Annotated in this window: 25 protein-coding genes and 2 tRNA genes; 12 read left to right on the top strand and 15 right to left on the bottom strand. The window is 61.7% G+C overall.

The genetic code is table 11. The annotated features are described in order from the left end of the window. Positions 1-20: 20 nt before the first annotated feature. Complete coding sequence (locus TNEU_RS00495; protein WP_012349478.1) at positions 21-1,328, top strand: M28 family peptidase; 1,308 nt, start codon at positions 21-23, stop codon at positions 1,326-1,328. Here the strand turns inward: TNEU_RS00495 and TNEU_RS00490 are convergent. Continuing rightward, positions 1,314-1,775, bottom strand: a complete 462-nt coding sequence (locus TNEU_RS00490; RefSeq protein WP_012349477.1) for a phosphopantetheine adenylyltransferase — start codon at positions 1,773-1,775, stop codon at positions 1,314-1,316. The two genes, TNEU_RS00495 and TNEU_RS00490, sit on opposite strands and share 15 nt — an antisense overlap. Positions 1,776-1,816: 41 nt before the next feature. Between TNEU_RS00490 and TNEU_RS00485 the strand changes: the two genes are divergently transcribed. Then, positions 1,817-2,455 (top strand): tRNA(His) guanylyltransferase Thg1 family protein, encoded by a 639-nt coding sequence (locus TNEU_RS00485; protein ID WP_012349476.1) that lies wholly within the window; start codon positions 1,817-1,819, stop codon positions 2,453-2,455. Here TNEU_RS00485 and TNEU_RS00480 read toward each other — a convergent pair. The 3 genes from TNEU_RS00480 to TNEU_RS00470 form a co-directional block, all read right to left on the bottom strand. Then, entirely contained in the window at positions 2,452-3,927 is a 1,476-nt protein-coding gene (locus TNEU_RS00480) for a carboxypeptidase M32 (RefSeq protein WP_012349475.1), read from the bottom strand. The two genes, TNEU_RS00485 and TNEU_RS00480, sit on opposite strands and share 4 nt — an antisense overlap. An 83-nt stretch (positions 3,928-4,010) precedes the next feature. Further along, positions 4,011-4,787, bottom strand: a complete 777-nt coding sequence (locus tag TNEU_RS00475; protein WP_012349474.1) for an ATP-binding protein — start codon at positions 4,785-4,787, stop codon at positions 4,011-4,013. A gap of 44 nt (positions 4,788-4,831) precedes the next feature. Next, entirely contained in the window at positions 4,832-5,323 is a 492-nt protein-coding gene (locus TNEU_RS00470; protein ID WP_012349473.1) for a hypothetical protein, read from the bottom strand. 44 nt (positions 5,324-5,367) lie between these two features. On the opposite strand from TNEU_RS00470, the gene TNEU_RS00465 reads away from it, so the two are divergent. Both TNEU_RS00465 and TNEU_RS00460 read left to right on the top strand, forming a co-directional pair. Further along, entirely contained in the window at positions 5,368-6,036 is a 669-nt protein-coding gene (locus TNEU_RS00465) for an endonuclease III domain-containing protein (protein WP_012349472.1), read from the top strand. A gap of 50 nt (positions 6,037-6,086) precedes the next feature. Beyond that, the gene (locus tag TNEU_RS00460) at positions 6,087-6,476 is read left to right on the top strand and encodes a DsrE family protein (protein ID WP_012349471.1); all 390 of its coding nucleotides are present in this window, start codon (positions 6,087-6,089) and stop codon (positions 6,474-6,476) included. On the opposite strand, the gene TNEU_RS00455 is transcribed toward TNEU_RS00460, so the two are convergent. After that, positions 6,460-6,681, bottom strand: a complete 222-nt coding sequence (locus TNEU_RS00455) for a hypothetical protein (RefSeq protein ID WP_012349470.1) — start codon at positions 6,679-6,681, stop codon at positions 6,460-6,462. The genes TNEU_RS00460 and TNEU_RS00455 overlap by 17 nt on opposite strands. Then, positions 6,678-7,088 (bottom strand): peroxiredoxin, encoded by a 411-nt coding sequence (locus TNEU_RS00450; RefSeq protein ID WP_012349469.1) that lies wholly within the window; start codon positions 7,086-7,088, stop codon positions 6,678-6,680. Before TNEU_RS00450 ends, TNEU_RS00455 begins: the two co-directional genes overlap by 4 nt. Before the next feature lie 37 nt (positions 7,089-7,125). Between TNEU_RS00450 and TNEU_RS00445 the strand changes: the two genes are divergently transcribed. After that, positions 7,126-7,983 carry an EamA family transporter gene (locus TNEU_RS00445; RefSeq protein WP_012349468.1) on the top strand — a complete coding sequence of 286 codons (858 nt, stop codon included), beginning with the start codon at positions 7,126-7,128 and terminating at the stop codon, positions 7,981-7,983. Positions 7,984-7,991: 8 nt separating this feature from the next. After that, on the top strand, positions 7,992-8,807 hold the full coding sequence (locus tag TNEU_RS00440; RefSeq protein WP_012349467.1) for a nicotinamide mononucleotide deamidase-related protein: 816 nt from the start codon (positions 7,992-7,994) through the stop codon (positions 8,805-8,807). Here the strand turns inward: TNEU_RS00440 and TNEU_RS00435 are convergent. Beyond that, positions 8,779-9,240 carry a hypothetical protein gene (locus TNEU_RS00435; protein ID WP_012349466.1) on the bottom strand — a complete coding sequence of 154 codons (462 nt, stop codon included), beginning with the start codon at positions 9,238-9,240 and terminating at the stop codon, positions 8,779-8,781. The genes TNEU_RS00440 and TNEU_RS00435 overlap by 29 nt on opposite strands. A 28-nt stretch (positions 9,241-9,268) precedes the next feature. Between TNEU_RS00435 and TNEU_RS00430 the strand changes: the two genes are divergently transcribed. Beyond that, positions 9,269-9,850, top strand: coding sequence for a CPBP family intramembrane glutamic endopeptidase (locus tag TNEU_RS00430; protein ID WP_012349465.1), 582 nt, complete (start codon positions 9,269-9,271; stop codon positions 9,848-9,850). Here TNEU_RS00430 and TNEU_RS00425 read toward each other — a convergent pair. Genes TNEU_RS00425 through TNEU_RS00395 form a run of 7 tightly spaced genes read right to left on the bottom strand, consistent with a single transcriptional unit; the run spans position 9,837 to position 13,997 of the window. Next, a complete protein-coding gene (locus TNEU_RS00425; RefSeq protein WP_012349464.1) occupies positions 9,837-10,376 on the bottom strand; it encodes an ATP-binding protein in 540 nt (179 codons plus the stop codon). The two genes, TNEU_RS00430 and TNEU_RS00425, sit on opposite strands and share 14 nt — an antisense overlap. A gap of 50 nt (positions 10,377-10,426) precedes the next feature. Then, a complete protein-coding gene (locus TNEU_RS00420; protein WP_012349463.1) occupies positions 10,427-11,365 on the bottom strand; it encodes a Gfo/Idh/MocA family protein in 939 nt (312 codons plus the stop codon). A gap of 29 nt (positions 11,366-11,394) precedes the next feature. Next, positions 11,395-11,856 (bottom strand): hypothetical protein, encoded by a 462-nt coding sequence (locus TNEU_RS00415; protein WP_012349462.1) that lies wholly within the window; start codon positions 11,854-11,856, stop codon positions 11,395-11,397. A 26-nt stretch (positions 11,857-11,882) separates the two neighbouring features. Further along, positions 11,883-12,380, bottom strand: coding sequence for a hypothetical protein (locus TNEU_RS00410; RefSeq protein ID WP_012349461.1), 498 nt, complete (start codon positions 12,378-12,380; stop codon positions 11,883-11,885). Further along, a complete protein-coding gene (locus TNEU_RS00405; RefSeq protein WP_012349460.1) occupies positions 12,377-12,670 on the bottom strand; it encodes a DUF211 domain-containing protein in 294 nt (97 codons plus the stop codon). The genes TNEU_RS00410 and TNEU_RS00405 overlap by 4 nt, the downstream gene beginning before the upstream one ends. A gap of 23 nt (positions 12,671-12,693) precedes the next feature. Then, entirely contained in the window at positions 12,694-13,689 is a 996-nt protein-coding gene (locus tag TNEU_RS00400) for an RNA-guided pseudouridylation complex pseudouridine synthase subunit Cbf5 (protein ID WP_012349459.1), read from the bottom strand. Then, complete coding sequence (locus TNEU_RS00395; RefSeq protein WP_012349458.1) at positions 13,686-13,997, bottom strand: 50S ribosomal protein L14e; 312 nt, start codon at positions 13,995-13,997, stop codon at positions 13,686-13,688. Before TNEU_RS00395 ends, TNEU_RS00400 begins: the two co-directional genes overlap by 4 nt. Before the next feature lie 328 nt (positions 13,998-14,325). On the opposite strand from TNEU_RS00395, the gene TNEU_RS00390 reads away from it, so the two are divergent. The 5 genes from TNEU_RS00390 (at position 14,326) to TNEU_RS00370 (ending at position 16,378) form a co-directional block, all read left to right on the top strand. After that, the gene (locus tag TNEU_RS00390) at positions 14,326-14,730 is read left to right on the top strand and encodes a YkgJ family cysteine cluster protein (RefSeq protein ID WP_012349457.1); all 405 of its coding nucleotides are present in this window, start codon (positions 14,326-14,328) and stop codon (positions 14,728-14,730) included. After that, complete coding sequence (locus tag TNEU_RS00385) at positions 14,723-15,622, top strand: ferredoxin family protein (RefSeq protein WP_012349456.1); 900 nt, start codon at positions 14,723-14,725, stop codon at positions 15,620-15,622. Before TNEU_RS00390 ends, TNEU_RS00385 begins: the two co-directional genes overlap by 8 nt. Continuing rightward, on the top strand, positions 15,592-15,879 hold the full coding sequence (locus TNEU_RS00380) for a hypothetical protein (RefSeq protein WP_012349455.1): 288 nt from the start codon (positions 15,592-15,594) through the stop codon (positions 15,877-15,879). The genes TNEU_RS00385 and TNEU_RS00380 overlap by 31 nt, the downstream gene beginning before the upstream one ends. A 40-nt stretch (positions 15,880-15,919) precedes the next feature. Next, positions 15,920-16,038 (top strand) — tRNA-Glu (locus TNEU_RS00375). A 245-nt stretch (positions 16,039-16,283) separates the two neighbouring features. Further along, a tRNA-Arg gene (locus tag TNEU_RS00370) sits at positions 16,284-16,378 on the top strand. Here TNEU_RS00370 and TNEU_RS00365 read toward each other — a convergent pair. Beyond that, positions 16,379-17,440, bottom strand: a complete 1,062-nt coding sequence (locus TNEU_RS00365; RefSeq protein ID WP_148682250.1) for a Clp1/GlmU family protein — start codon at positions 17,438-17,440, stop codon at positions 16,379-16,381. Between the last annotated feature and the right edge of the window lie 100 nt (positions 17,441-17,540).

Genomic DNA, 17,540 nt, shown 5'->3' with positions numbered 1-17,540 from the left:
ATCCTTAGCCCCTCCCTGACGTGGCCGAGGTGTACGCAAAATGCACCTCCTACAGGGATCTCGTGGCGGGGTCCCCCGCCGAGAGGGAGTTTCTACAGTGGCTGATGGCCTTCCTCGACTCGCCGAGCCTCTGGTTCCACCTATCGCCTGTGGAGGTCCTACACTGGGAGGACCTCGGCACGAGGCTCGTGGTGGGGGGCGAGGAGGAGGTGGGCCTGGCGATGCCCTACTCCCGCCCAACCTCGGTGGAGGGGAGGCTGGCGCCTTTAGACGGCGACGTGGAGGGGAACATAGCCGTTGCCGACCTCCCGGCGGATTTAGACGACGCAAAGTACATAGTTCTAGAGGCCGCGCGCCGGGGGGCCTCGGCCGTCGTCTTCACGGGGGAGCGGCCGCGTCGGATAGTGGTCACCGGCGAGCCCGGGTTCAAGAGCGACGCCGCCCCGCCGCCTATACCGGCGGCGAGCTTCGGAGACCTCAAACGGCACTTGGGCAGGCGGGCGAGGCTGGAGGTGGCGACCAGGTCTAGGGTTACGTACAGCTACAGCTTGATCGCCTTTAACAGCTTCGAGAACACCCCCATGATATCGGCCCACTGGGACCACTGGCTTGTAGGCGCTACGGACAACTGCGCGGGGGTTGAGGCAGCTGTTTTAGCGTTCGTCGAGCTAGCCGCGGGGGAGTTCCCCATCGCCCTCGGGCTTTTCACGGCGGAGGAGGGGGTGGCGCCGCATGTGCCGTCCTTCTACTGGGCCTGGGGGTCTTTCAACTACCTGAGGCGCTGGAGGCCTACCCTGTTGGTGAACGTGGACGTGGTGGGGGTTGGGACCCCCCGCATCTACGCCATGCCCTACCTCCACGAGGAGCTTAAGTCGCTTGGCCCCGTGGAGTGGCCCGTGGCGTATTTCGACAGCGTACACTACGAGAGGTGGGGGCTCCCCGCCTTGACCATCTCGTCGCTGAGAGACGCCTGGGATAGATACCACAGCCCCGCCGACAGCCACGTCGATGTTGAAAACGTCCTCTACGTGGCCGAGTTGGCGAAGCGTGCCGTGAAGGTGAAGCCCAGGGCTCCCCAGGTGGGGCTTGAGGAATACGGCTTGGCGAACCCCGAGGCGGATCCCTACGCCGCGTGGTCCGCCGTGTATAACTACCTCGTCCTCTTCAGAGACCTCAGACATTCGGAGATCGTCTACGCCAACGTGCCCAGGTTCTTGAGGGGCGAGGCGGGGAGCTACAGCAGGATAGATCTGCTGGGGGGCCCCACTCTCTGTGTTGGGGACTGCGCCGGCGCCTTCGAGACCTACCGGGCGCTACTTGGCCTCTAGCTTCTCCAGCGCCCTTCTGATGTAGGTGGAGGAGAGGACGTGGCCGAAGCCGTCTCTCACCGTGGAGATCACGACGATCTCCATGGGCCTTAGCCCCCTTCTGGCTCTCTCCTCGTTGATCTCCAGTGCGCGCGGCGCCGTCTCTATGCTCGCCACTATGGCGTCTAGGGAGGGCAGCTCGACGGCGGGTCCGTAGGGGTTGTCGATCTCTGTATAAACCACCTCTCTGTCCGGCGCGATGAGGCTCATCAAGTTTTTCACGTTTCCAAGCCTGACCGAGAGCGGCCTCACCTTGTACTGCTTGTAGGTGGAGGCGAAGGAGTCGCTTGTCAGCCCGATGAGTATCCTCTCGCCGATTAACGTAGCTGTGGCCAAGAGCTTGACGTGGCCCGAGTGGAGCGTGTCGAAGGTCCCCCCCAAAACGACGGTGCGGAACTTAAGCCTCACCCGACTCTACAACGCTCTTATTTAAATCCCTAACTAGAGGCGTGGACCCCCTCAAGAGGTTGCTCATGGAGAACCCCAGGCATCTGGAGATGCGCTACAGAGAGCGGGAGGCCGTATGCGAGCCGGCTTCGCCGCCGGTGGCCGTGAGGCTAGACGGCGTGGGCTTCGGCAAAAGGCTTAGGGATTTCCCAGCGCCTAGGAGCCGGCTTGTGCACACGGCCATCGCCGAGGTGGCGAGGGACTTGGCAGCCCAGCATGGGGCCGAGTTCGTGCACGTGGTAAGCGACGAGATAAACCTGCTGTTTCTCACCTCGGTGCCGTACGGCGGCAGGACCTTCAAGCTGGCGAGCGTTCTAGCCGCCCAGGCCGCAGCCGGGGTGACGGCCAAGCTTGGGCGTCCCCTCTACTTCGACGGGAGGGTGGTCAAACTCGCCGATAGGTGCGACGCGGCGAGGTACGTCCTCTTCCGCGCCAGGGTGGGCCTCAACAACTACGTGGTGAAGGCGGCTAGGCTCGCCGGGGTTGTGGGGGCAGAGACGCCGCGTATAGAGGAGCTTCTGGCCGCGGTGAAGATAGAGGACTTCGAGCTGGCGTGGGGGAGCTTCATGTATAAAGAGGGGGGCTACGCGAGGTCGGGGGACCTCTGCAACGCCGTGTCTCAGCTCTGCGAGATGTGCTAGCGGTACTTCTCCTCTAGGTATTTCACGAGGTAGCCGGCGTTGTACGCCTCGCCGAAGCTCCTCCTGAGCAGCTCCTTCGGCGGGTAGACGCTACCCCACCTGTGTATCTTCTCCCGGAGGTACTCCTTAACCGCGGCGAAGTTGCCCTCTGAGACGAGGCCGCGTACGTTGCCGTGTTTGTAGTAGATCATAGCCGCCACGACGTTCCCCAGGGTGTAGGTGGGGAAGTACCCTATCGAGCCGTGGGACCAGTGGACGTCCTGCAGAACCCCCTCCGCGTCGTTACGCGGCTTTACCCCAAGCAACCGCTCCATCTCGCTGTTCCAAAGCTCGGGGAGCTGGCTCACCTTCACCTCGCCCGTTATCATGAGGCGCTCCAGCCTATACCGCAGGAGTATGTGTAGGTTGTAGGTCACCTCGTCGGCCTCTGTACGTATCAGGCTCGGCCTAACCAGGTTGAAGTAGTAGAACAGATCCTCGTCGCCGTACTTCGAGAGGAGGGGGAGACGCCTCCTCAATATCGGGGAGATCCTCTGTATAAACTCCCGGCTCCTCCCCACCACGTTCTCCACGAACCTCGACTGGCTCTCGTGCACTCCGAGGGATACGCCGGTTCCGACGGGCGTCATGGCCAGCTCCTCCGCCACGTTTAGCTCATACAGAGCATGGCCGTATTCGTGGAGCGCCGAGAAGAGCGGCTCTCTGAAGTCGACCCCCCTGTATCTAACCGTGATCCTCACGTCGTACGGCGTCGCGATGCCGATGGTGAAGGGGTGCGGCGACACGTCCACCCTGAACCTCCCCCTGGGGTAGCCGAGGAGGTCAAGCACCTCCGCAATGGCGGCCTCGAGGGCAGGCCTGTCGTAGGGAGCCTCCTCAAGCGGGTGGCTTCTGGGCCACCCCCTCGCCTCCAGCTTGTTGAGGAGCGACCTTATGCCGGGCTCCAGGGTGGAGAATATCGACTCCACGTCTCTCGACGTAAGCCCCTCCTCGTATAGGTCGAGGAGCGCGTCGTAGGGATGCTCCTCGTAGCCGAGCTTCTCGGCGACCACCCTGGAGAGCTCAACTATCTTCTCCAGATAAGGCGCGAAGAGGTCGAACCTGGCCTTCTCCTTGGCCCCCCTCCACGCCACAAAAGCCTCGGAGGTGACCTTAGCGAGCTCCTTCACCACCTCGGGGGGCACCCTGGTGTAGAACCTCAGATCTCTCTTGAGCACCCGGACGATGCCCCTCTCCACGTCTGTGAGATCCCTCTCCTCCTCGGCCTTATCCAAGAGCTTGACGAACTTCTCATCAAGCATAAACCTCTGAATAAGCTGCGCGATCTCGGCCCTGGCGGCGGCCCGCCCCTTGACCCCCTCCTCCGGCATGTACGTCTCCGAGTCCCAGCCCATCAGCGCTTGGGCGTGCCCCAACGCCCATATAACCCTGTAGTGGTCCAGGATCTCCTTGACGGTTTGAGACCTAATCATGGGGGGTGATACTTCCCCGCTATATATATATATACAGATGACCCCCTCCCCGCCCTAGAGGGCAAGGCTTGCTATTTATGCTGTCAGTCGGTGGGGGTGAGCTCGATGTATCTCCTAGAGGGCATGTTGTTCAAGGCCAGGAGGAGCTCCCTCACCGTGGCGTCCGGCCTCTCGGCGAGGATCTTCCTGGCCAACTCGGCCTTCTCCGGGCAGTAGACGGATACTATCTCCTCCACCTCGTCCTCTGGTATAACGTCCGGCAGCTGCACGGTTATGTGTAGGAAGAAGTTCCCAAGCGGCGGGATCCTCTCGACTATTTTCTCGTACACCTCGGGCAGCATTGTTACTAGGAAGGAGGCGTTGGGCAGATGCATGTTCCTGACCCTGTGTAGTATATACGCCACGTCGAAGAACTTCGGGTCCTCCGCCGAGGGGAGCAACTCGTCTAAGACCACCACAACCCGCGGCCCCGCCAGCTCGAGGGCGGTCCTCAGCGTCCAGGCGGGGTCGCCCCTCGCCAGCGAGAGAAGACCCTCGTAGCCGAACTTCCGGTATGCCTCGGCGACTCTGTTTCTGGGGTCTCTACCGCCGTATTTAGCGAGGATCCGCCACGCCACTATAGCCGCTATGTTGGCCATGTTCCTCTCCCCCACCTCGGTCAGATCTATGTATATGCAGTTGGTCATCCTGCAGACCTCGTAGGCCACCTGCGACTTGCCCATCCCCGCCCTCCCCAGCAGGACGGCCATGGGGAAGGCAGACGTCAGCTTCACGAGGGTCTCCGCTGCTCTAATCCAGGTTCTTCCCCCCAACTGGAAGCTCTCCCCGGCGACGGGCCACCTTGGTATGTCGCAACCCACGTTCTTCTCTGCCGGTGGCTAATAAACCAAGGGCCTGTATCTCTCTAGTAGTACACGACCTCCGCCACCGACCTCCTCTCGATCCTCTTTATGAAGCCGTATTTCTTCGCCCCTATCTGGACCTTCAAGTCGCCGCCCTCCAGCAGGACGTACTGGCCCCTCTTGGCTTGGATAAGCTCCGCGAGCCTCCTCCCGAACTCCTCCTCGCCGATGCCCAGCTCCTGCACCACTGCGTTTCTCACATCTACCAGCTTCGCATATCCGCTAGCGCCGGCGAATCTGTCTATCGCCTTGTTGAGGACCTCCTCGAACTTCTCGGGCGGGGCCGCGCCTGGGCGCTCGGCCTTCCTCTGTCCGTAGAGCCTCGAGACGACGAAGTAGAAGAAGTCCTCCATGTCGATCACGTAGCGGAAGCCGGGCCCCACCTTCACCACCTCCGCCTTGAGCTCGTTGAGCAACTCCTCGGGCCTAACCCCCAGCCTCTCGGCGAATTTGTCGAAGTCGGACTTGCGTAGGCTGAACCTCAGCTCTTCCACAGATGGGCGGCGGCAGGGTTATATAAGGGCAGGGTTTAGCATACGTGGACTACATAGAGGTGGTCGACAGATATGTACAGCTGAGGGTTGAGGAGTTTATAGCGCCGGTGGTGTGGCGAAGCGGCGGAAACCTCTTCGAGCTGGTTGTGGCGGTTGTGCTGAGCCAAAACACCTCCGATAAAAACGCCTTCAAGGCCTTCAACAGCTTGAAGAGGGCGCTGGGCTCCATAACGCCGGAGGCTGTGGCGAAGCTCGCGGAGGAGGAGCTGGCGGCGTTGATCAAGCCGGCGGGTATGTACAGAATCAGGGCAAGGGCCCTAAAGGCTCTGGCGGAGGCCTTTCTAAAACACGGCATAACCCCCCAGAGGCTGTTGGAGATGGGCGCCGAGAGGGCCAGGGCGTTCCTCATGTCTCTGCCCGGCGTCGGCAAGAAGACGGCAGACGTGGTGTTGGTCAACATAGGCCTGCCCGCCTTCCCCGTGGATACCCACATAACCCGCATAGCCAGGCGGTGGGGAATCGGGAGGAGCTACGACGAGATCAGCCGGTGGTTTATGGATAGACTGCCCCCGGCCAGATACCTAGAATTCCACCTAAAGCTTATCCAGTTTGGCCGGGACGTGTGTAGAGCGCGGAGCCCCAGATGCGGCGTCTGCCCAATCGGGGAGAGGTGTCCCTCCTTTAAATCAGCCGGCAGGTCACCGGTCATCTAGTCGCCGCCTGCATTGGCTCGTCACTTATATACCTCGACACATGGGTATTTATGCCTAAGGCGGTTATAATGCTGTCAGACAACGACCTGGCGCGCGCCTACCACGCGCTGGTGGTGGCCCTCTCGGCGAGGTCCCTGGGCTACGAGGTGCACCTTTTCGCCACGGGCCTCGGCGCCTACCTATTCAGCAGGAGGCCTAAGACCAGGCTGCTGGGGCTGACTCCGTTGGCGTCTTTGTACATAAGGTGGAGGCTGAGGAGGCTGGGAGCCCGGAGGCTGGAGGATCTAGCTAGGGAGTGCCTATCCACCGGCGTCAAGGTCTACGTAGACGAGCCGGTGGTTAAGATGCTCGGCATAGAGCCGCTGGAGGGCGTAGAGGTGGCCGGCTCCCTCACCTTCCTAGCGCTGGCGAGGGAGGCCGACCTCATCCTAACTTTCTGACGCGTATCTCGAAAACGCCTCCTGGCCCCTCTTTGACGTCCACCACCGACATCCTCACGAGCCCCGCAGACTTTGCGAGATCTGTAGCCACGTAGCGCCATCGGCTCTCCACAACCGCCTCCTCCCCCGGGGCCAGCTCCGCGGTCATCTTCGCCAAGACCATGCCGAGCTCCGGGCAGGGGCCCTCCACCCTGTACCTCCTCATGTCAGCTCTAGGGCGCGGTCGGCGTGTTCGTCGGCGGATTTAAGCCCCCTAAGCACGTGGACAACCCTGCCGCCCACTACTATGTAGGTGACCCGCTCGGCGGTGCCCGTAGGCCTAAGGATGCCCAGCTGCGACGCGAGCCTCCCCCCCTCGTCGCTGAGGAGCTTGAACTGCACCTTGTACCTCTCCGCGAACCTCCTCAGGGTTTCCACCCCGTCTGTGGAAACCCCATACACCTCGTACCCCCTCTCTCTGAACCTCGGGTAGAGCTCGTTGAACCGCACGGTCTCCCTCGTGCATCCCTGGGTGAAGGCCTTCGGGAAGAAGTAGACAACGGCCTTGGGCGCTCTGGCAGGCGACACCCTCTCCCCCGTGTGCGCCGTGAGCTCCAGATCCGGGAACTCCATGCCACAAGACGCGTTTTGTATATAACAACTTTAGTGTATGCTCTGGCTTCTGCCTGTGGGCGTCTTGGCGATATCGAGCGCCTCTGTGCTCATTAGGCTCACCCCCGCCGACCCCATCGCCATTACCTTCTGGAGACTTGCCTTCGCAACCGCGGCTGTGCTGACGCTTGGGCTTGTCCGGGGGCTGGAGCTCCCGCGGGGGAGGGCCTTGACGTATTCCGCGCTTTCGGGCGTCTTCCTCGCGGCTCATTTCTTGAGCTGGATACCGTCCCTCTTCTTGACCACCGTGGCGGCTAGCACAACCCTCGTCAACGTCCACCCCCTCTTTATGCTCCCTCTGTCTAGGAGGCTGGGGGAGAGGGTGGGCAGGGGTACGGCGGTGGGGGCCGCCGTGGCTGTAGCCGGTAGCGTTTTGATCACCCTATCTCCGGGCGGCTTGCTGGGCAATCTGTTGGCTCTTGCCGGCGCTCTTTCCTTCGCCGGCTACTTGGCCGTAGGCCGCCTCGTCAGAGCCGCCGTTGGAACCCTAGGCTATACGGCTGTTTCCTACGGCGTAGCGGCCCTTATCTCGCTTGCGGTTGGGCTCGCCCTCGGGGTCAATCTCACGAACTACAGCGGCTACACCTTCGCCATGTTTCTCCTCATAGCCTCGGTGCCTATGATGGCGGGACACACCGTGTTCAACTACCTGCTCGGGAGATACCGCGCTGTCACAATCGCCGTTGCAACCCTCGGCGAGCCGGTCGGCGCGGCGTTGCTTGCAGCGGCCGTGCTCGGGGAGGTGCCCGCCGGGGGTCCCGCCGTGTTCGGCGTACCGGTGCAGGCCGTCGGAGTCGCCGTCACGCTCGTGGGGCTGGCGCTGGTGATTAGAGAAGAGCTAAAAATCTCGGGCTAGCCCTCTACATGCATAAAGGCGCGGCTTGGATCGTCACCGTGGGAAACGAGCTACTTATAGGGAGGGTGGTGAACACAAACGCGTCGTGGCTAGCCGGCAGGCTCACCTACCTGGGCTACGCCGTGAGGCGCATCGTGACGGTCCCAGACGTGGAGGAGGACATAGCCGAGGTCTTTAGAGAGGCCCTGGCTAGGGCAGACGTGGTCGTCTCGACGGGCGGCCTCGGGCCGACGCCAGACGACATAACCAACATAGCCTTCTGCAGAGCCCTGGGGGTCGATCCTGCGGTGAACGAGGAGGCCTTGAGGATGGTCGAGGAGAGGTACAGATCGCGGGGGTACCCCCTCACGCCGGAGAGGGTCAAGATGGCCCAGATGCCTCCCGGCGCGAGGCCGCTGCCAAACCCAGTGGGGACGGCCCCCGGGGTCCTATACGAGGCGGGTGGGAAGGTGGTGGTTCTCCTCCCAGGTGTCCCAAGGGAGATGGAGGCCATCTTCGAGGGGTACGTAGAGCCTCTTCTCAAGTCGCGGGGGCCTCCCGTGTTTTTCGCCGAGAGGGGGCTGGAGGTTAGGGGCGTGCCCGAGGCCGACGTTGCGCCTATTATTCGGGAGGTGCTACGGCTAGACCCGAGGATATATGTGAAATCTCACCCAAGGGGCCGCGAGGTGGAGGCCCCGCTCTTGTACATCCACGTCTACGCCAGCGCGTTCGACAGAGGCGAGGCGGACAGGCTTGTGGACGCCGCCGTGGGGAGGCTCGTCCAGTTGCTGAAGGCCAGGTTCGGAGGCGCCGTCTCTATATCGGAAGAGCGCCGGCTAGCTTGAGGTAGGTGTGGCCCAGGGAGGGCACCCCGCCGACGTATACAGCTCCGTTTTTCACCTCAAGCGGGGCGCGGCCGGAGCCTACGGCCTTGACCTGGGCGAGGTTCCTACCCAAGACGGACTCCACGTGGGTCTTAACCTCCCAAGGGGCCGCGGACGCCTTTATCTGCACCGGCATTAGAAAACGCAGCGGCCACAGCCTAGCGGATTTTATAAACTCGGCGTGGGCCGCCGCGGCCTCCTCCAGAGCCTCTCTGTACACCTCCTCGACCTCACGAATATATACGCCGATGTCGACAGGCGGAGAGGCCAGCCCCTGGGGCCAGCCGGAGTTGACGAGGAAGGGCCTGAGGCGCTTCTCCACCAAACCCCAATGGGTTAGGTCTATGAAGAGCCTCCTCCTCCCCGCCGTAGCCGCTACTGCGTATATCTCCACGTTTATAAGTGGAGACATGTATATATCTATGCGTCTCGTCGTCTTAGCGCTGTCGCTCCCCGCTATGTTTATAGCCATGGGCGCCGCCGCGTTGCTGGCGCCCGGCTGCGGCTTGGCGATCCCCATGGCCGCGGCCTATCTAGCGCTGACGCCGGTGGTCTACTACTCGAGGCGGTACCTAACCCTGAGGCCGAGGTACTTCCTCGTCTCGCTCGGCATGTTCGCGGCTCTGTGGGGGCTTGAGGCCTTGCTTAGCCCGATCCTGAGGGAGTACGAGGCCTTTACCAGGGAGCTACTGGAGGCCATTGCCGGCTGCCCGAGCTGGCTGCTGTACTTCTTCATCACCGCCGTCGTCCTAGCTCCCGTCGTCGAGGAGACGCTCTTTAGAGTCATCCTCTACACCGAGCTGGAGAGGAGGGCAGGCGCCCTAGTGGGCTACGTCGGGAACTCCCTGGCCTTTGCCCTGGTCCACGGCCTCCCCGCGCTGACGCCGCTGTATTTCGCGTCGGGCCTCATCCTAACCTACTCCTTCAAAAAGGGTGGGGCGTTATCGTCTATAGTTCTCCACGGGCTGAACAACCTCCTCGCTCTGCTTTCTATATTACCGTGATCTCCACGGTTTTGTTCAAGAAGGCAAGTCCAAGCGGCACCTTTGAGGCCGCCTCCCGCGGCGCGTGGTGGCGCTGTATGTAGATGGTCAAGCCGTCCCCGAAGAGCAACGTGGCGGCGTCTACGTCGAATTCCCTAAAAGCCCCAACTATCTGCCTCCCCCTGACGTCTCTCACTATGTTTCTGTAGGCGGAGCCGTAGCCCCAGAGGAGCTCCCCGTCGTCGAGGAGAACGACGTCTCCGATCTCGCCTCCCAGGAGCTGGCGGCTTTTATCGCCGTAGTGTTTGACGTAGTCGGAGAGGCTCCAGCCGTATTTCACCCACTCGAGCTTTAGGTATAGAGCCCCCCGGCCCAGCCTCGAGAGGTAGAGCCCGAGCTTCCTAAGCATCGCGGTTTTTCCACTGCCGGGGGGGCCCACGAGGTATACGTTGCCCCCCTCGGCCGCTCTAGACAAGGCCAGCTTGAAGTCGTGCCCCATATCCAGCTTCTCGAGCTCTCCCAACGTGAGCTCTTCTCCCGGCTTCATATAGGTGTGCCCCCCGTTGTAAAAAGCCTCAGTGTTTAGGATGGCGAAGTTTACGTGTGGAGCTCGTCTAGGTACACCACGCGGCCCGTCTTTATCGACTCCACCGCCGCCTCGCAGAACCTCATGGTGTAGAGGATGTCCTCTCTGTCCACAACCTCGCCCCCCCTCCCCGCCGCCGCCTTTATAAACTCCCTGTCTTGCACCAGCAGAGGCTCCGCCATCTCTATACGGGGGCGGTAGACCCCCTCCTCGCCGTAGAAATACACCTCGTCTGTGGCGAAGTCCACCACGTAGATGCCCTGGTCTCCCGTGAGCTCCAGCTTCCTAAACCTATACGGCGTTAGCCAGTTGGCCTCAAAGATCGCCGAGGCGCCGTCGTACCTCGCGAAGATCTGGGCGTGGTCCTCGTACTGACCCCTCGTGGAGCCCCCCAGGGCGTAGACCGAGGCGGCCCGCCTCCCCGTGATATATGTGAGGAGGTCCACGTCGTGTATAGCCAAGTCCTTTATCACGCCCACGTCTCCCGGCCTCACAGGCCACCTGGAGGTCCTCTTGCCATACGCCGTGAGGAACCTGCCGAGCCTGCCCAGGTTGTTCCTCACGTGTCTCACCCCCTGGTGGAACCTCAGCAGGTAGCCCGTTGTGACGAGGGTGCCGCCGGCGGCGTCAAGCAACTCGTGCGCCTCCCTTAGCGAGGCGGCGAAGGGCTTCTCCACAAGCGTGGCGATTCCCCTGGATAGGAAGACGGCCGCGTGTGCGGCGTGGAGAGACGTAGGCGTTGCGATGATCGCCGCGTCTACGTCTAGATCCTGCGCCTTCTCGACGCCCTTCACAGGCCGCGCCCCGTAGACCCTCTCGGCCCACCTAAGCCGCGCCTCGTCTATATCTACGGCGTATACCACCTCCACTAGGTCCTCCCCCTTCAGCTGCGTCACAACGCGGAGGTGGTTCTTCCCCCAACCCCCTATGCCGACCACCGCGACCTTCATCGGGTGGCCGTATAGACGCCCTTAAATCTTTAGAGAAACGCCACGTACCTAATCAGCGCCGGATGAGGCGGCTTTCTGTATACGACCACCTCCCTATAGCCCTGTTGCCTTCTGACGAATATCCTCACGAGCTCCCTCACGCCGGCCACGTGTATTTTTAAGATCTTGGCGTCCTCAAGCTCGTCCACCTCGCCGTCTACCTCCCTATTTGCCGCAAGGTCGGGCAGGAGGACCTTCTTGCTCTCCCGTATCAAATCGCCGTCTAGCCTATACGCCCAGAGCTTCTCCACCGCCACCCTCCCGTACCTCATGTCGGAGAGCATGTTCTCCAACTTCCGCGGATCTGCCTCGAGGGCTGTGGCTAGGTAGGGGATTTCGTTCCTTGAGAAGTACTTGTGGACGGGCACCTCGAAGGATATTATCTCCACATCCCCCACCCTCTCCCTAAACAGCCTGGTGGTCCTCAGATATTCGACAGGTAACGTAGCCACGTGCTATACCTGCGGTGTATATAAATCTAAGAGATCACGGGGAACGCCAAGCCCACGGCGAGGCCTACCCCAATGGCAGCCCCCGCCATGGCGGCGAACTCCAGAAACTCCCTCGGCGAGCCCCCCGCCACCGCCGCGCTCGCGGCTAACACGGCCGCGGCGATCGCCACAAAGGTGGCGTGCGGCGCGAAGGATGCCGGCACCAGCACGGAGACCGCCCCAAGGAGCGAGGCGGCGAAGTTCGAAAGCGCAGATCTAAACGTGGAGAAGAGTGCGCGTCTGTGGAGCAACGTCCACCTAGGCGCCTCCTCCCTCAGGGAGACCTTGTAAGACACCTCCCTCACCTCCCGAAGCTGGTGTGAGAACTCCGCCACGAAAACCGTAAGCGAGTTTATGGAGGCTACCACCACCGCCAACGATAGGGCGAAGTCGAGGCTCACCGCGCCCCCCCTTAGTATTAGGGAGGCGGAGAGGGTCCCCGCGCTGATGATGCCGTCTATCGCGCCGAGGACGAGGTATCTCACGTCGTCGCCCCCGCCTCCGGTATATACTCCCCAACCACCACCTCGTCTATCGAATGCACCACGCCCCCCACCCTCTCCAAGGCCTTCTCCAGCTCTCCGTAGTCGACGTTGACCCCCTCGACGACTATGGCGAGGCCGAGCACGTCGACGTCTACGTCGTCTACGGTCACGCGCACCGCCTTAACCCCCTCGACCCGGTAGAGCTCCTTAGCCACATCCACTATCGTTATCCCCTTAGTAGGTATAGCGGCGTCTATCACTATACGGCGTATTGGAGGACGTTCCCCCACGTTACCTCTAAACCCTCCCCCTTTTAAGCTTTAGCCCCCTCGCCACGACGCTTCCACAGCGGCGGGTACGTCCCCCTCTTCATCACCACTCTGTCTGTCCTAGCCACCAGCCCCTTCTCCATCTTCTTCACCTCCTCGCTGTCTACCAAAGCTCTGCCTACCCCTATGAGCTCGCCTTTGAGGGTGAAGTACGCCACGAGCTCGCCTCTTGAAAACGGCGCTTCGAACTTGGCCACACCCGGGGCCGCAAGGGGGGCACCGTTGCAGAGGGCATCCACCGCGCTGTCTCTAACCCAGATCTTGGGGAGGTGCCTCGCGATTTCTTCAATAGGTAGCAGAACCCTCCTGAGGTAGGTGTCGTCGCCGTACTTCCTCCATATATAGTAGGCGTCCGCCACGTCCTGTAGCGTGACGGTCTCCTCCTCCGTGTAGCAAGAGACGGCCACCCTCCTGAGCTCCCTCATGTTTGCCCCCACGCCCAGCACCTCCCCAATGTCGTGGATAAGCTTTCTCGCGTAGGTGCCGGCCTCGACATGCATCTTAATCACGGCGTATCTCCCGTCTAGCTCCAGAAGCTCGATGGAGTACACCTGTCTAGTCCTCAGCTGCCTCTTCACCGCGGAGCGGAGGGGAGGCCTCTGGTAGATGATCCCCTGGAACTCCCCCAACACAGCCCTGAGCTTCCCCTCGTCTACATCCCCGTGGAACTTCGCCACAGCCACGTAGACTTTATCTGAGCGAGAAAGCGCAAGAAGCACCTTCGTGCCCTCGGCCACTGCGATCGGCAGTACGCCGGATACCTTGGGGTCGAGCGTCCCCGCGTGGCCGGCCCGCTCCACGCCGAGTATCTTCTTCACCCAAGCCGCCACCTCGTGGCTACTGGGCCCCCTGGGCTTGTCCAGAAGGACAAGGGAATACTTGATGTGCTCCTCCGCAGAGCGCCGAGAGGGCGGCTTGCCCCACTCCGGGTTAGTGGCCTCCTGTATCTTTACAAAAACCTCTCTGCTTCCGCACCTCACCTAACCTCCGACGCCGTTATCCCAAACATCTGCGGCTTAACCCGCTCGCGCATGTAGTCTGCCAGCCCCGCCGCCTCGACGGCTTTCAGCACCTCCTCGTCGGACGCCCCCCTCTTGACCTCCACCTTCTTGTCGGTCGGCTCTATGTGGTTAACGTTCACTCTCCTCCGCCTAACTCCGGTAAGCTGCTTCGGCCCCGTGATAACTACGTAGTTCTCATCTACGATGTCTACAACGACAGCTTTTCTACCCGCCTCCCTGCCCAGGACCTTCACCACGACTCTACCGACGTCGATGACCTTGACCATGGGAGGGAAAAAGACGGGGGTTTTAAAAATCTTAACGCGGCGGGCCGTTATTTCTTCTTCTCCTCTTTCTTCTCCTCCTTCTTCTCTTTCTTCATGTGCTACCCCTATGCGACATATATTTAAACGTTATTTTGAAAATTTATAAATTGAACTTTAGCTATTCCAAGAGGGAAGGGGATACCAAATACATATCTTTGGGAGATGACAGACGCCGCCACCTTTACGAATACACTAGAGCTCATAATAGAAAGTATATCTACTTACGACAAAAATACTTTTGATATATATATAAGACGGTAGAGATTTAAACGGGGGCTGTGGAGGCGCCATGTTTTCATGCCCAATCGGCTGCCCCTCCGACTGTTGCAGATTTGACAGCCCCGAGGATGCGCCGGTGGTGCTGGAGGAGGAGATCCCAGTCCTCCAGCGAGAGGCGGAGAAGATAGGTGTAAAACTCAACTTCGTGCCCTACGGCGAGTACAACGGCGTGAAGCTCCACCGGTGGGTGATAGAGGGTTGGTGCCCCTTCTACAGGGGGAAGTGCACTATACACGAGAAGAAGCCTCTCTCCTGCCGGATATATCCGCTGGTGCTGAACCTCAAGACGGGGGAGATATACCTCTCGGACCGCTGCCTCTGGGTGAAGATCAACGGGCCGAAGCCTCTTGACCACTTCCCATCGGAGAAGGCCGCCCTCAAGAAGCTGGTGGTGAAGCTCAAGATCCATGGTTGAGTACATAGTAGACGGGGACTACGGCGAAGACGAAAAACTGGCCATAGCGCTGGGTCTCTCCATCACCTTCCGGCGGGCGTTGGCCGTGGCGAGGCCCAGCCCAGAGGCGGTGAAGGCGGCGGTAGGCGGCGTGTGGGGCGCCCTCTTGATTACGCCGTGTCCCCCCGAGTTGCCGTGTTTCAAAGATCTCCAGGAGGCTGCGGACTACTCCGAGGCCTACTCCACCCCCGTGGGGTACGAGGGCCCCCTTCCCGCGACCGAGAGGAGGAGGGTCTCCACCTTCAATAAACACTACCTAAGGCCGTGGCGGTGGGCTCGCGCCGGCGAGGAACCGGCTGTGGGCCACCGCCTGCTCCCGCTTATGGCGTGTCTCTACCAGAAGCTGAAGGCTCTAGACGCCACGCCCGTGGTTATCTCCGACGTGAGGCTACAGCCCCGGAGCGCCGGCTCCCCCGACTACATGGTTATCCCAACATGGCACAGCCCCTCCGAGGTCGCCGAGGTCGTCGACGTGTATCTGCCTCCGCTCAAGGCCGCGGCCATAGCCCTGGGGGTTCTGGCGGGCGGCTACAGCGCAGGCCCCGTGGTAGCCATCGCAAAAGCCAGAGATCGGCTGGTGGAGGAGTTGGCGAAGTTGGGCGGCTACGCCGTAGTTCTCGACGAGGGCGGAGACCCCTGCCAGCTCTTTGAAAGGCGCGTGGTCGGCTACAGCCCAGACCAGAGGCGCTACGTCGTAGACCCGAGCTTGTGCGACCGATGCGGCGACTGTCTAAAAACGGGGTGCCCGGCCGTGGCCCCAACCCCGGGGGGCGTCCCCCAGCTACTCCAGACCTGCACCGGATGCGGCGCATGCGCGTTGGTATGCACAAGAGGAGCTATAAGGCCAGAGTAGCAGGCGGGAAAGTAACGGTAAACGGTAAGGAGATAGACGTCACGCAGCTGACCCCCGCAGAGTTGCTACTCGCCGCGTTGGCCTACGGGGTTGGCATCCGGTATATAGACAAGACGGGGGAGCCCTACGAGCTGGAGTGCGAAATCGACGGCTACACCATCACATGTACGGCGAGGTGTTCAGGGGAGGAGGGCAGATGCCTCATCTACAGAGCTCTCACAGAGGGGACGCTGAGGTTCCACTGTAGAAAAGTATAAATCCCAGAGCTATGTAGAAACCAGCCCCGGCTAGACGGGGGCCGTAGCCAGCCGGCTACCCCACCCGGTAGTCTAGCCCGGTCGGGTGGCCTCCACCCCGGACAAGGATGTGGGCCTTTCGAGCCCGTGACCCGGGTTCAAATCCCGGCCGGGGCACCAACGTCTTCTCCCCAAGGGCCGCGCCCATCTGAAGGCCCTCATCTCGCCAATTATTGAGCTGTTTTTAGGCCGTGGACAGGGGAGCGGATAAGACGCGCTGTTCTAAAAGGCGCGGCTCTTATGCGTGGAGCCGGCGGGTCTGCGGGCCGTGGTAGGGGGCGGCAGGAGGTAGGTCTTGGCGGGCGCCGTCGTCTAGCCGCCTAGGCCGGTAGAAAAATTCTTATAGCCTAGCTCTACTTGTTGCGGGGCCCGTAGCTCAGCCTGGATGGAGCGGCGGAGGACCTCTGGTCCGCCGAGCCTGCGGAGCCGTAGGTCGTGGGTTCAAATCCCACCGGGCCCGCTAGGGCAGTGGCTCCAGCTCCTCTAGGGCGTGGGGGTCCAGGCGTATTTTCCCTATGCGTACCTCGTCGAAGTCCGTTGCGGTGACGTAGGCTGTGGGCCTTGGCTCGAATTTTTCGACTATGGCGTAGCCGGCGAGGCGGCCTCCTCTGTAGAGCCCGGCGAAGAGGTGTCTCAGGTGGTGTGGAGGGACGGCGTATTCGCGGCCTCTCTTCTGTGGCTCAGCCACGTCGGCCGGGAGGTATCTCCCCCAGGGACAGTTGAGCCCCCTCTCCCACGTGCAGAGGGTGAGCATGTCGTGGCTTATCTCAACCCTGTCGACGATTTTTACGTGTCTCCTGTAGGAGAGGTTCCTCAGCTCCTTCCTCTCCTGAGGCCCCCTGGGGAGCACCTGGGCTGGCTTCGAGACGCGGCGTCCCGGGAGCAGAGCCTCTCCTATGTTTACAACGGCGGGGGCTACCGCGTCTACGACGGCGCGTAGGAGCTGGATCCCTCTGCCCGTCGTCCACCCGGGGGTGTTCACCACCGTTAGATGGGGGTAGTGGGCTTGGCACCTCTTCACCGCCCATACGACTCCGGCGACCAACAGCTCCTCTAGTCCCTGGAGGTTTGTGGAGCCGACGTAGTAGGCGTCGTGGGGCTCCAGCTCGGAGATGTGGGGGGCGGGGGCGGCCGTGTAGCTGTAGGCCACGAAGCCCGGCGGCCCTATGTCGGATTGTCCAACGTCGGCGTCGACGACGCATACGCTCCTCCCCCTCGCCACGTGTGTATTCAGCAGGTAGGTGGAGAGGCTGCTCTTCCCGGAGTCCGGGGGGCCCACAAGCGCCACCACCCCCTCCAGCTCCATATCCCAGTCCCGCGGGATGGCTGACCCTCTCGCCAACGCAAGAAGGCCGCTCTCTAGCTCAAATACGGCGGGGCCCTCTACGGGGTACTGCTTGTGGGGCGGCACCTCGAAGCCTTGGAAGAAGCCGCCGAAGACCCTGCACGCCCCCCGGCAACGGACTTTAGCCGGGCCTCTCACCAGCGCCGAATAGCCCTCCGGCACCTCTACCGTAAACACCTCCACCTCTACGCGGCCGTTTTTAACTGATGCCGCCGGGCGCGATGGCGGCTACAGACCGCGTGTAGCCAAGGCTACTACAGCCACCGCCCTTTAGGGC

Source organism: Pyrobaculum neutrophilum V24Sta (assembly GCF_000019805.1).
Lineage (GTDB): Archaea > Thermoproteota > Thermoprotei > Thermoproteales > Thermoproteaceae > Pyrobaculum > Pyrobaculum neutrophilum.
This window is presented reverse-complemented; position numbering and strand designations above follow the sequence as displayed.

Coding starts and splice junctions, on each gene's coding strand:
- TNEU_RS00480 (WP_012349475.1), bottom strand. CDS start 3,927: ATGATTAGGTCTCAAACCGTCAAGGAGATCCTGGACCACTACAGGGTT.
- TNEU_RS00460 (WP_012349471.1), top strand. CDS start 6,087: ATGCCTAAGGCGGTTATAATGCTGTCAGACAACGACCTGGCGCGCGCC.
- TNEU_RS00455 (WP_012349470.1), bottom strand. CDS start 6,681: ATGAGGAGGTACAGGGTGGAGGGCCCCTGCCCGGAGCTCGGCATGGTC.
- TNEU_RS00450 (WP_012349469.1), bottom strand. CDS start 7,088: ATGGAGTTCCCGGATCTGGAGCTCACGGCGCACACGGGGGAGAGGGTG.
- TNEU_RS00445 (WP_012349468.1), top strand. CDS start 7,126: ATGCTCTGGCTTCTGCCTGTGGGCGTCTTGGCGATATCGAGCGCCTCT.
- TNEU_RS00440 (WP_012349467.1), top strand. CDS start 7,992: ATGCATAAAGGCGCGGCTTGGATCGTCACCGTGGGAAACGAGCTACTT.
- TNEU_RS00430 (WP_012349465.1), top strand. CDS start 9,269: ATGCGTCTCGTCGTCTTAGCGCTGTCGCTCCCCGCTATGTTTATAGCC.
- TNEU_RS00425 (WP_012349464.1), bottom strand. CDS start 10,376: ATGAAGCCGGGAGAAGAGCTCACGTTGGGAGAGCTCGAGAAGCTGGAT.
- TNEU_RS00420 (WP_012349463.1), bottom strand. CDS start 11,365: ATGAAGGTCGCGGTGGTCGGCATAGGGGGTTGGGGGAAGAACCACCTC.
- TNEU_RS00395 (WP_012349458.1), bottom strand. CDS start 13,997: ATGGTCAAGGTCATCGACGTCGGTAGAGTCGTGGTGAAGGTCCTGGGC.
- TNEU_RS00390 (WP_012349457.1), top strand. CDS start 14,326: ATGTTTTCATGCCCAATCGGCTGCCCCTCCGACTGTTGCAGATTTGAC.
- TNEU_RS00385 (WP_012349456.1), top strand. CDS start 14,723: ATGGTTGAGTACATAGTAGACGGGGACTACGGCGAAGACGAAAAACTG.
- TNEU_RS00380 (WP_012349455.1), top strand. CDS start 15,592: ATGCACAAGAGGAGCTATAAGGCCAGAGTAGCAGGCGGGAAAGTAACG.